Raw genomic sequence first — 11588 nt, 5'->3', positions numbered from 1 at the left:
CCGAGTCGCTGGACTACCGCTACCTACAAGCGCTACTCGCCAGGCACGGAGTAGAAGTTCCGTGCCCAGACCACGTGGGCGTTCTTGTTCACCTTGCGTTTGTAGGACCACGTGCTGATCTCGAACGTGGCCGCCGGCAGCGGGTTCATCAACGGCTTCTCCTCGGTGGTGAAGACACTCAATCGGGACCCATCCCGTTTCTGGAACGGCTGCCGGTTGTAAGTCTCGATCTGCTCCGAGATCCGGACCCGCAGCTGGGGCAAGGAGGTGAACTACTCCTGCCGGAGGCCGGCGATGACCCAGGTCGCGACATGCGAAACTGTGTTCTCCACGCTCGCCTTGTCCTTAGGCGCCCGCACGCGGCCCGGCAGCACCGCAGCAGAGTAATGCGCCGCCATCTCCCGGTAGGCATCGTTGAGAACGACTTCACCCTCGCGCGGGTGGGAGATCACCCCGGTCTTCAAGTTGTCGGGCACCAGGCGTGGGACGGAACCGCCAAAAAAGGAGAACATCGCCGTGTGGGCGCGCAGCCAGGACTCCTGCCGCATGTCCAGCGTGGCCTCCACGAAGGCATATCGGCTGAACGGCAGACACGCGACGAACAGATACACCTTCGAGATCTCGCCCGTCGTCGGGTCCAGCAACTGCATCGTCGGACCGGACCAGTCCACCTCGATACTGCGGCCGGCCTTGTGACCAACACGCGACGTTGCGCCCGAGACGGCAGCGAACTCGCCGTAGAGCCGACAGAACCGGTCGTAACTCATCACAGCCTGCGCCTGACGAGACGCGTCGACATATTCCTGGTGCAGCAGCTTCAACGTCACCCCGACCCGGGCCAGTTCGGTGTGCACACGACCCCAATCCGGCTGCGCGAACACGGACTCGTGCACTCCACGGCCGGGAAACAACGCCGCATAGACCTCGGCCTCTGACATCTCCTCGACGTCATCCCAGCCGAGGCCGAGCCTGTCCGCCGTCTCGAGCACGGTCTGGACGCTATTGCGGGCGATGCCCTGCGCCGACGCGATCGCCCTGCCCGACAAACCTTGGTTTCGTAACTGCAAGACGAGTTTCGCCTTGATCTTCCGTACCATTACCGGTACTTCTTCCATCACGTGGCCCTCACGTGATGGAAGGAGCTTTTCAGGTGGCTCTCAACAACGCCAACTGTGGCTCTGAACGACACGATTCATGGATTGGCACAACGGCCTTCACGGGCACCACCCCCGGCTCCCTCGGAAGCCAATATTCACATACAACGATCGAGCACTCGATGATGTCTGCAGAGCTCTGGATGCTTATGCCTTGTGGGGTCGCGTCCGAGCGTCACCTCTTGTAGGAGCGGAGGGGAGTCGCACGGCTGTCAGCCGCATTCCACTCGCCGACCATACTGAGCGTGCCGTTGAATGAGGGATCCTTGAACGGGCACCGCGAATACGATCCGGAGAGCGGGTATGCGATGTCGTCGGCGGCGACGGGTGTTCACTCTCTGGGCGCTTGGAGTGGGGTGCCCGTAGGGGCGTCCCAACTTTAGGCCCGATAAGCGGGCGCGGACGCGTGACCCCAACCTCGCCGCGCATTTCTTGTCGCCCATGGGTTGTAAGAACGTCAGGCCCGAGAGTAGTTGTCCCGTAAGACGCATGTGAGCGGGACGTCCTTGCGGGCGGGGTAAACGCGACAAGTTGGCCGAGGTGGGCGGTACCTTTCATGTCATTTTCCGTACCCGTCTGCACGAATTTCCGTACTCGTCTGCACAGCTCATTACACCAACATTGATCGTCACTGTATGCCTGCAGGGGGATGTTATTTTCGAAGTCGTCTGCACATATGTTCGTACTCGCTTGCAGAACTAAAACAGTGACCGTGCCACGGGCCCCTTGTCGTTCAGATGGTCTCTGGATTCGTCGCCCTTCGCGGCGCAACGACTGTGATCGCATCCGGACCGCCCATCTGGCCTAGTCGGCGTCCGCTCTTTGCCTCTTGCTTGTGCAGACGAGTACGAATAAGAGCGACACTCGTGCAAAGGAGGACGGAAAAGTCAGCCGTAATACTCGGCTACACAACCTCCGCAAACACACGGGTCCTTGTGCAGTCGACTTCGGAAAGTGACAGCACCAATGCTCGAGGCGCCTGGGTTGCCGCCGACGGCGGTCTGTTCGGAGAGAGCTTGAAGATTTCTTCGACCAGGCGGTGGCCCATGCGCCGGGTGAGCTTGCTCAGAAATATTAGCGGGATCGAGGATGAACCCGAGCACCACGGCAAACGATTTAATGGTATCGTTTATCGATATACTGCTTTACGATACTCGGAGGATAAAATGACGGTAGTTACCGCTCGGTTCGTACGGTTTTTGCTGACCCTGTTAGTGGTTTTTTCGTTTCTGATCGAAGTCGTTTTCGTGCCATTGATCGGACAAAGCATCATTAGCGACTTTCCCGAGGCCAGGCCCTTTTTCATTCCGGCGTTTGTTTGGGTTGTACTCATCATGGGCTGTGGGCAAGCAATTCTGGTTGTCGTTTGGAGGCTAATTTCGTTCGTCGTAGAAAGGCGAATCTTCACGGCAGCTGCGCTGCCCTGGGTTCGAGCGATAATCGTAATCTCTGTAGGAGCACTAACACTTCTCATCTCCGCATTTATCGTCGCAAATATCCTCGGTTTCACGCCCCCGGCAGCCATGTACGGACTAATCGGGTTGTCTTTGCTTTGCCTGACGTTCGTGCTGATTATGAGAACCATGCTCGGACTACTACGTCGGGCGACAGCGCTTCACGATGAGCTTGCGGAGGTGATATAGTGCCAATTTTTGTGCACCTCGATGAGCAACTTGAAAAATCGAACCTGACCGTAGCTGAACTGGCCTGGGCAATTGGCATAACGCCAGCCAACGTATTTGTGCTCAAAAATGGCCGTGCGAAAGCGGTTCGATTCACCACCCTCGCCGCAGTCTGTGAAGTTCTCGATTGTCAGCCCGGGGACATATTGAAGTATCGCACCGACTCGAGCGAAATCTCGGGTTTCTGAACCTAGACGTTAACTGTCGCCGAGGTTGAGCCGTACTATGGCGATCGTTACGACCTTAACGATCATGTTTTCGTCAACGGTCGCCCACGCAAACGCTCGACTGGGAATTTCCAGCCGAGCGTTTGCGAACTTGTTAGTTTCTGACGGACGGGCAGTCGTGTTGCAACGCCCGATAAATAGCGGCTGCTTATCAGAGAATGCCCGGGTTGATGCGAGTCGTCGTGATGTTGAGAATTGTGGGAGGCCCTGTCCATGCGGGTGAATCAGCGGCATTCGACACGACTTCAGATCCGGCGTGCCAGCCTCCGCTGCTTGAGGCGTTCGAGCACCTCTTGTCAGCGACGGAAACGCCATTGCGCGTGTAATGAATGCAGACCTGGATGATGCGCTGGCTTGAGTACACGTTTCCCCCTGCCTTCGCTACGCCGCGATAAAACAAATATGCGTACTCAGTTGAGTAGGCATAGCTTGTGCCCCAGTAAACCTGCGGCGTGACCATACCCTTCGGAGGAGTAGCAGTTGAGCCGTATTCAACACCGACGGTCGCTCCCGTCCCAGGTGTGATTTCGATTGACTCCGTCGTGACAGAGACGCCATCTTCGGGGCCGAACTCGCGGCCACCCACCATAACTGTGCCGGAGTCGTCAACCGTGCCTGAGCCCTCATCTGCAATTGCAGGCGAAACGGCGAACGTTATACCCGCAACAACCAACGCCAACACGGCGCTGCCTTTGTTAAACCTCATCAGTGAACCATCCCCCTCAAGTGGAGAACCGGCCATCTGCACCATAGTGGCCAAATTTAGGTTCCCTCTGCGGACATAATCGCAATACAGTGCAACTGTCCGTGATCCGAAACTTACTCCCGTTGCAGCGGAGGGCGCTGTCCACATATGGGCCGACTTGACGTACATGCGCGTGCACACAGAATGCTCAGAACGGGCCAACTACTAGTCCTTGCAAACACCAGCCGAGTGACTCGATAAAGTCCTGGCACCAACGCTCGATTCACCACGTGTTCAACCTAGGTGCGGGACGCCCACGGTGCGCAACGGGTCCGTGCTGCTGAAACCGGGACCACCACGCGCCGCTGATTCGAAGACGCTCAATCGCCGTTGGGGACCGCGACCGGCGAGGTCAGCAGCACCGGTCTCGCAACTTGGCTTGTCGGCGCAGGCATGGTAGCGCCTACCTGCTGTGATCCGGCGTGGGCTTTTCTCGATTGGTGAGGACTTTGCTCCCGTCTGGGCGGAGCTTGCCTGACGGGGACACGTGGCGATACAGGGTCTGCCGGGTGATGCCGAGCTCCTTGCACAGGTCGCCGACCTTCGTCTCTTTCTGGCCCATCGCGGCCATTGCTGTGCGCACTTTGGCTGCGGTCATTTTGTATGGGCGGCCGCCTTTGCGTCCGCGGGCGCGCGCCGCGGTAAGTCCCGCGATGGTGCGCTCCGAGATCAGCGCTCGTTCGAACTCGGCCAGCGCAGCGAAGATCCCGAAGACCAGCTTGCCGGACGCGGTCGTAGTGTCAATCGCGGCGCCCTCCCCGGTGAGGACTTTCAGGCCAATGCCGCGGTCGGTGAGGTCGTGCACGGTGTTGACCAGGTGGCGGAGGTCACGTCCGAGGCGATCGAGTTTCCAGACCAGAAGGGTGTCACCGTCTCGAAGCGCTTTCAGGCACGCCGCCAGCTGCGGGCGGTCGTCCTTCTTCCCGGAAGCATGGTCTTCATAAAGGTGGTCTGCGTCGACGCCGGCGAGGAGCAGCGCATCACGTTGCAGGTCGGTGCTTTGTGATCCGTCAGTTTTGGATACGCGCATATACCCCACGAGCATGGTGGAGACCCCTGTCATTTATACGGTCGAATACGTGACAATGTGCAGTCGACTTGATCAGCGTCAAAAATTGTCACTTAACCCGTCATTCAGTCTACGTCCTGTAAACCCACCCCGGTTTGTGTTGTGTGATGAAAATCGAGGGGGATGCCGAGTTCGAGGAACAGGCTCACCGCGTAGTGGATCTGTTCGGCGTCGTCTTGCTTGTAGGTTGCCAGGTTGAAGAGGGTGCGTGCATCGGCGGGATCGAGGCGTGCTGCTTCGACGGCCTCCTGGAGGGCATCCATCAGAGTGGGTAGGGCACCGTTTGGGATGGATGTTGGATGCGGCAGCGTTCCGTCGCTGAGAGTGATTTCGGGCAGCGGATGAAAGAGGGCTGCGTCAGTGCCCGAGCCGGTGATGGCATCAGATTCCAGAAGTAGGACGGCGGTCGCAGCGGCCTCCATGGTGTGCTGCTGCACCGATTCGGCGTGCTGTTCGTAAGGGTGCCAAGATGATTGCCCGTCGCGGACGCGATATCCGGTCTGTGTCCAGATCTGCCGGATGATCTTGGCGTCGGCGGGGTGGTTCTCCGACAGGGGGCAGCTGAGCTCGTCGATGATGGTGCGCAGCAGCCGGAACCAGATCCCGGCGTGCACACTGCGTCGCGGCAGTTCGACTTGGCCAATGGTGAAGGCGTCCTGCGTGCGTTGGTCCATCTTCAGGAGGTGTTCCGGAGCAGCTCGTAGCACCGGCGGATCGAAATCCCAGAGACGAAAGTAGCCACGGGGCGCGCGGGTCGCCTCAAGCCAGCAGCCGTGAATGGGGCAGGTGGAGATGAGAGGGAGTGCCCACAGCAGCAGATATGGTTTCGGCGAGTCACTGGCAGCGACGCATTTTGGGCACGCTCGAGAGTGAAGATGCGAGGATAACCACGGCCGCCAGCTGGGGACCAGGCGTGGCTTGAATCTGTTAGCGGGTCGCAGCACCGACAGCTGTCGGGTGTAGGTGGCGAAACTCTCGGGGCTGGGCTGCATGTCGTCCAGGAGCCAGGGAACCCAGCCGGCCACACTCATCTGCCGCAACCGGTCTGGGGCGACGCCGGTGCGACTGGTGAGAACGTCGATCATGCCCGGCGGCGGTGCCAGGTCGATGTCCTCATGGCTCCCGGGTCTGAGGGTGAAGCCGAGGTCATCACCGAGCACCTCAAGTTCTGCGCTGTAGCACGCCGCAATACGCCGAAGCCAGGAGGAAAGCGCCTCACCAGGAAGAGGCACGGGATGCAGCGGCCATCGGCGGGGTGCGGTCACAACAGTTCCCGTTCGAACAGCCGGCGCCGTTCCGTGGGACCGACGTAGTCGGCCAGGATCAGGGTGCGCCGGTTGATGCTTTCCTCACCGCTATCGACTGCTGCGATCGCCGCAGCGGTCAGCAGTCGGGTGAGTTCCCCGATGGTGCCCTCGCATCGAGTGAGCAGATACTGGGCCATGTCGTCGGTGGCGATGACGGACGGGCGCTGCAGTGGAAGAGCCGCGGCGAAGCTGGCCAGCAACGACAACGTGTCGGCGTCGGCGTGCCACAGGGGAAGAACGACCGGTTCGAATCGGTTCTCGAGCTGGTCATCGGAGCGGATGGCCAGATAGGCTTCCCGCGTTCCAACGCCCACGATCGGGATGCGCAGCTCGTTGCCGAGGAACCGCAATAGGTTCAGGAATTCTCGGCGGCTGTTGCTCTGTCCGGCGAGAACATTGTGCAACTCGTCAATGACGAGCATGCGCACCCCTGTCGAGCGCAGCAAACTCAGCGACAATTGTTCCACCTCGGCCACGCGTCGCCGCGGTTGCAGGGGCGCGCCGAGCGCGGCGAGGAGCGCGATGTAAAACCGCACGACCGACGGGTCCGAGGGCATTTGCACGCACAGGACGGGGATGTGTTCCCGCTCCGCTTCGGTCACCGGCCGGTGACCGCGGCGAAACTTTTCCACGATCATCGACTTCCCGTTGTTCGTCGGTCCCACGATCAACAGATTCGGCATCCGCTGCTTATCGGGCCACGCCAGCAGGGCTTCCAGCCGGGCGACGGTCGCGACTGCTCGCGGGTAGCCGATCCAGCGGTCCGCACGAATATGCTCGATCCGCTCGCCCGCCGGCAGCCGGGCAACCTGGCGCATCGCGGGATGCAGGTGGGACAGGTCAGGGGCCGCGTCGTCGGTCATCGTCACCACTGTTCAATCTGATCGAATCGAACCGCCGCCGGTTCTGATGACACCTCGCCAGATAGTGGCGGCTCAGCACCCGCCGACCGGGTAGCGGTCGTGGGCTGGGGAGCCAACGCGCGCCGCTGGGCATCGCGACGCATCCGTTTGGTGGTCCTTGAGGCGGTGTCGGTGATCTGTCTCATCTGTTCGATCATCCGAAACAGGGCGGCCTCATCCACTTGCGTGACACCGCGTTCATGCAGCCGTGCAACGGCGCGCTTGTGCTCCCAGAGACTCACCGCCGGGTTGGCCATCGTTCGATACGGCACCTCTATATAGGCGTGTCCTTCTGGTTCCAACACCCAGATCCGGCTGATGTCTCTGGGGTCGCGTCGGATGAGGAACGGGTCGAGGGTGCTGCGCCGGCTGATCCACGGTTTCAGCGAGTTGGAAAAATAGTGGACGTGGTCGATGACGAATCCCGTTCGAGTCAATGTCCGTCGAATGACAGGGAGGAAATCGACCAGGAACGCCCTCGCGTTCGACACCACCGCCGGTGTTCCCGTCTGCTCCACGCCCTCAGCCCACCGGCCTGCCGGTGTCTGGCCCAGCGTGCTGTGAATGCTGCCGTGATAGGTCGCTACGGCAAGGGTCAACCATTTTTTCAACTCGGGCAGCGTCAGCATCGCCCTCCGGTCGGAGTCGTACCGGCCGCGTTCGGCAGGGTTGGAGAACGTGGTGCCAGGAAGCTCATGAACCTGCTGCATTGCCGTGCCGATCACCCGTTCCACAATCCCGCCGTAATGGGGTCGGCCCGGCGGGCGGTACGCCAATTCGATTCCGTGCTGCTCACACCCGCGGCGTAACGCTTCGCTCTTGAACTCGCTGGCGTTGTCCAGATACAACTGCCGTGGCTTCCCGCTCATCGGCCACTGCACGTCAACTCCCAACCTCTCCAGCCCTGGCCGCTTATCGGTGGCCGCATGAACGAGGCACAGACCCACCGACACGGCCGACGGAGCCTCTAACGTGACGACCATGCCCACCAGGGATCGACTGAAAACGTCGATTGCCGCGGTCAAGTAGGGCCGCCCGATGGGGCGTCGTTCCCGCTCGTCGACGACGATGACATCGATAACGGTGTGATCGATCTGCACCTGCTCCAGGATCTTGCCGATCACCGGGACATCGCCGCCAGCGGACTGCAAGGACCGAACCGCATCTGGACCGCCGCGGCGCCGACCTACCTCCACCGGACTCAACTCCCGGATCCGCCGTTCGACCGTGTTGCGGGCTGGGACAGGAAGCTGCCGCAGCCGGCACGCGGCGACGACGTCGCGATATACCGCCGCCAGGCTGCGCTTCTGCCGAGTCAGGTACTGCTTCCGCACCATCTCGCGGACAAGGTCTTCCACCTCAGCAGATAACCGCCAGGTGCCTTTCCCGCCCGAGGAACGCGCCGGAGCCAGATCTGTCAGCAATCCCGTGCCGTCTCGGTATCGCTTGATCAAGACGTACACCTGGCGGCGCGAAATCCCCAACGACAGTGCAGCCGCATCGACCGCAGCCGTGCCCACAGTGCTCTGTGCCGCCAATGGTGCGATCACGGCGGAAATCTTCTTCGTTCGATCCCACAGAGCATCCGGCATCGTCACCGTGCCAAACGCTCCAATGCGCTCACGTCTTGCGTCCACCCCGCTACCTCCCTGTTGTGCAGAGGAGTACTAAGCAAAAACGACTTTAGTGCAGAGGAGTATGGAAAATCCATCGCTCAACACTCGCCTGCACAACCCCGGAAACACGCGGCATCCTGTGCAGACGTGAACGGAAAATGACATTTCAGCTGAGCAGGGCCATTCCCGCAGGAGGTCCGGCTTACGGGACGGCCGTGGCCGATGTTGAACATCCGCGTACGTGCTCCGTCGACCAGACTGTCCTTGGTCGCGATGGCGAGACTTTACGGGAGCGGGACTGCGTCGCGACGAGGCGTCGGTCGGCTTCGCTGAGTGACTGCGGGGAAGGCATGTCTCACGTGTTCGTGTGGCCGTGCCCCGGACGTCGTAGACCGAGCACAATCAGGATGATGCCAACGGTGGCGAGGATGAGCCCGATTGAAAGCCACATCCTGCTACCCGTCATGAAACTTCCCGGGATCAGGTTCAGGCCCTGCCCAGTCCAGATTCCACCCAGGATCAGAGCTATCACGCCGACGGTGATCAAGGTCATCCGTCCGATGCCTTTAGTCATGTCTCCCAAGGTACCCTGACCGCCTCACTTGTTGCCCGGTAGAGGTGCGTCTTACGCACGGCATTGAGGTGAACTTTCTGGATGCTCAGCCGTGTTGGCCGGGTCTCCGATGCCTGGTCGGATCAAAGAGAGGCACAGGGCTGTAGGTCGCAAGCTATTAGTCAACGCGGCTCCCTTTGCGCCAGTCGACGACTCCGAGGATGACCATGAGCGCCGCCGCAACCGGGATGATGACGTTTAGCTACGGCGCGTCGATGGTGGAAGCCACGAAGAGGCCCAGCGAGAACCACGAGATCCCCAGGAATACGGTGGTCGCTGCTCCCCATTGAGCACAGAGCTTCTTGTCCTTGGCCTGATCAGCGAAGAAGATATCGGTGGGTCTCATCATTGCCTCCTCAGCGGAACGACTGGTGGAATTGTACAGTGACCTGCCTGTCCTGTCTGGGCCCGCAGATCTGTCGAGCTGGTCGTCCCTCTGGGAGCCGGACAGCTGATGTTGGAATGGAGAACACGGGAACGGCGGCGATCTGCGGCGCAGATCAGCTGCTCAAGGAACGCCTGGATCGATAACCAATACGTCGTTCACTCACCAGCATCTGTTTATCGAAAAAGGCGATGACAGGTCGAGACATTTCAGTGCCGTTCTATCCTCCGAGGAGAACCCCGTGCACGAAGATGATCGCCGGAAATGTCGCGGTGAAGGCCCAAAAGAAAGTGTCGAGGCTAATCAGAACGGCTGTGCCGAGATGGAGCATCGCCCCGGCGAAAAGCAGCGCGACCAGTACGCCAGGGGGCGCCACAAGGGCTACGGGAAAAATGATCTCCACGACGATAACTGACCATCCTACGAAGCCTCCAAGCCAAGGTCGTCGACGAAGTGCGGCTGCCGCCGTGGCGTGTCCGTAAGTAGCGGTGTTGAGAATGCTTTGCATCGCTGTTCCTTGACGCCATTGTGCGTTTGATATCTTCGATATTCCCGCAGCGAAATACGCCAACAGAGCCTGCGCCGCGATGAAATACAAACCCGCAGCTTGAAAAGGGCTCGACGTTGGGAGCAGGAAGGTGAATGCCAAGCCCGCAAGGATGATGACGGATATTTGATTGGAGCCATCTTTGCCATAGCGAATTTGATAGGCGAGGAAAAGGCTTGATAGCAAAATGACCGCTGCGTAACTGGCATAGAGCAGATTGCTTTGAAACGGAGTGATTAGAGCTATAGAACAGACGATTCGAACAACCACAACAATGCGCAGCCACAGGGAGCCGCTTTGCCCGACCATCCACCCACGTGATGCACCGTGTGACCTGGCAAGGATCTGTCTGCTATTCCAGTCAAACATCCCGATTGTGCCGAATTCTTTCAAGCTCAAAAGCAATTGCAGGGAGCCTTGAAGAATGCCTATGCCCACGATGACGGCGGTGATTCGCGCGGCGGTTTCGATTGTCAGCATGGCTTATGACACCGGGTGAGTCAGTGAATAAAAACGAACGAGGGGCGCAGACGCTCCGCTTGGACCGCGAGTTTCAACCAGAGCAAACTGGTACAACGCCTGCGGCGACAATGAACCTCCGAGTCGCGTGCGCGCAACGTCGAGCAAGATTATGTACGGCGAGGTGAACTGAAGCCGCTCTGCAGAGCAGTTGATACGTGAAAGTGCCAGCAGCTGAAACAATTCGATCATTCCCTCTCGGTAGCGTTTTCGAGGGTTCCAAAGTGGATAGAGAATTCCTCTTGGGGATAAATTCAACTCCAACCATGGACTGAAACTCGTTCCCTCGTCGCGACTGCGATAAACAAAGTGATAGTTGCTCGCACCGGGATCTGGCGTAAAAAACGACCATTTTGGTATGAGTGTGAACCGGTCAAACCGCCTAGTAAGCCGACTGAGCCCATTATTCTTCTGAAATGCGATCGTCAGTAAGAACCAGGCACAGAAAACTACGATTCCAATAACGGCGAATACGGAGCTGGCAATATCATCCATTATGGAATCGTCCTTAAATGGGATCGGTCGGCGAATAGGTTGGTGATGGAAGCGACGTGACGAACGAACGCGTGACGGGATCGTTTACCGATTCCAGTAGAAGGTCGCTGCTGATGATTTGAGAATGCGAAGCAGGATTCGGGTCATGACGATCGGGCGGCACGCGCGTTCGCCCGGTATGTCCGAAGGACCTCCAACGTCTGTGCCGATTGGTGCTCAACAGGAACGTCTGCAAGCTCTTCGTTCATACCCTCTATGTCGCAACGGATAGCCGAACCGCCGTCCGTGACGATCCAATCGTCTTTGGGGTCGACAGGGGTAATGAGG

The 11588-nt window shown here is 59.4% G+C and carries 10 protein-coding genes and 1 pseudogene; 2 read left to right on the top strand and 9 right to left on the bottom strand.

Annotated elements, in window-relative coordinates:
* Positions 1–41: 41 nt before the first annotated feature.
* Positions 42–1097, bottom strand: a pseudogene (gene istA, locus BJ997_RS16320) (IS21 family transposase); the annotation flags it as partial.
* A 1103-nt stretch (positions 1098–2200) separates the two neighbouring features.
* Here istA and BJ997_RS16315 point away from each other — a divergent pair.
* Both BJ997_RS16315 and BJ997_RS16310 read left to right on the top strand, forming a co-directional pair.
* Positions 2201–2797: a DUF2975 domain-containing protein gene (locus BJ997_RS16315; RefSeq protein WP_160175916.1), complete on the top strand. Its 597-nt coding sequence runs from the start codon at positions 2201–2203 to the stop codon at positions 2795–2797.
* The gene (locus BJ997_RS16310) at positions 2797–3024 is read left to right on the top strand and encodes a helix-turn-helix domain-containing protein (protein WP_035839246.1); all 228 of its coding nucleotides are present in this window, start codon (positions 2797–2799) and stop codon (positions 3022–3024) included. The genes BJ997_RS16315 and BJ997_RS16310 overlap by 1 nt, the downstream gene beginning before the upstream one ends.
* 190 nt (positions 3025–3214) lie before the next feature.
* Here the strand turns inward: BJ997_RS16310 and BJ997_RS16305 are convergent, their stop codons facing one another.
* The 8 genes from BJ997_RS16305 to BJ997_RS16270 all read right to left on the bottom strand — a co-directional run bounded on the left by BJ997_RS16305 (position 3215) and on the right by BJ997_RS16270 (position 10727).
* A complete protein-coding gene (locus tag BJ997_RS16305; RefSeq protein ID WP_152602328.1) occupies positions 3215–3805 on the bottom strand; it encodes a hypothetical protein in 591 nt (196 codons plus the stop codon).
* 406 nt (positions 3806–4211) lie between these two features.
* Positions 4212–4853, bottom strand: a complete 642-nt coding sequence (locus tag BJ997_RS16300) for a recombinase family protein (RefSeq protein ID WP_035839236.1) — start codon at positions 4851–4853, stop codon at positions 4212–4214.
* 89 nt (positions 4854–4942) lie between these two features.
* Positions 4943–6142, bottom strand: a complete 1200-nt coding sequence (locus tag BJ997_RS16295; RefSeq protein ID WP_052542608.1) for a TniQ family protein — start codon at positions 6140–6142, stop codon at positions 4943–4945.
* Complete coding sequence (locus BJ997_RS16290; RefSeq protein ID WP_035839261.1) at positions 6139–7047, bottom strand: TniB family NTP-binding protein; 909 nt, start codon at positions 7045–7047, stop codon at positions 6139–6141. The genes BJ997_RS16295 and BJ997_RS16290 overlap by 4 nt, the downstream gene beginning before the upstream one ends.
* A gap of 2 nt (positions 7048–7049) precedes the next feature.
* On the bottom strand, positions 7050–8723 hold the full coding sequence (locus BJ997_RS16285; protein ID WP_476695899.1) for a Mu transposase C-terminal domain-containing protein: 1674 nt from the start codon (positions 8721–8723) through the stop codon (positions 7050–7052).
* 334 nt (positions 8724–9057) lie between these two features.
* Positions 9058–9276, bottom strand: a complete 219-nt coding sequence (locus BJ997_RS16280; RefSeq protein WP_052542607.1) for a hypothetical protein — start codon at positions 9274–9276, stop codon at positions 9058–9060.
* Between the two features lie 241 nt (positions 9277–9517).
* Positions 9518–9664 (bottom strand): hypothetical protein, encoded by a 147-nt coding sequence (locus BJ997_RS16275; protein ID WP_160175913.1) that lies wholly within the window; start codon positions 9662–9664, stop codon positions 9518–9520.
* Positions 9665–9920: 256 nt separating this feature from the next.
* On the bottom strand, positions 9921–10727 hold the full coding sequence (locus BJ997_RS16270; RefSeq protein ID WP_035839233.1) for a hypothetical protein: 807 nt from the start codon (positions 10725–10727) through the stop codon (positions 9921–9923).
* Positions 10728–11588: the final 861 nt, after the last annotated feature.

This window comes from Cryobacterium roopkundense, from assembly GCF_014200405.1.
Taxonomy (GTDB): domain Bacteria; phylum Actinomycetota; class Actinomycetes; order Actinomycetales; family Microbacteriaceae; genus Cryobacterium; species Cryobacterium roopkundense.
The sequence above is the reverse complement of the archived record's forward strand: the minus strand, read 5'-3'. Positions and strand labels throughout refer to the sequence as shown.

Excerpts from the sequence above, each read along its gene's own strand:
- BJ997_RS16315 (WP_160175916.1), top strand. The coding sequence starts at position 2,201 with ATGCGCCGGGTGAGCTTGCTCAGAAATATTAGCGGGATCGAGGATGAA.
- BJ997_RS16305 (WP_152602328.1), bottom strand. The coding sequence starts at position 3,805 with ATGGCCGGTTCTCCACTTGAGGGGGATGGTTCACTGATGAGGTTTAAC.
- BJ997_RS16300 (WP_035839236.1), bottom strand. The coding sequence starts at position 4,853 with ATGCTCGTGGGGTATATGCGCGTATCCAAAACTGACGGATCACAAAGC.
- BJ997_RS16290 (WP_035839261.1), bottom strand. The coding sequence starts at position 7,047 with ATGACCGACGACGCGGCCCCTGACCTGTCCCACCTGCATCCCGCGATG.
- BJ997_RS16280 (WP_052542607.1), bottom strand. The coding sequence starts at position 9,276 with ATGACTAAAGGCATCGGACGGATGACCTTGATCACCGTCGGCGTGATA.
- BJ997_RS16275 (WP_160175913.1), bottom strand. The coding sequence starts at position 9,664 with ATGATGAGACCCACCGATATCTTCTTCGCTGATCAGGCCAAGGACAAG.
- BJ997_RS16270 (WP_035839233.1), bottom strand. The coding sequence starts at position 10,727 with ATGCTGACAATCGAAACCGCCGCGCGAATCACCGCCGTCATCGTGGGC.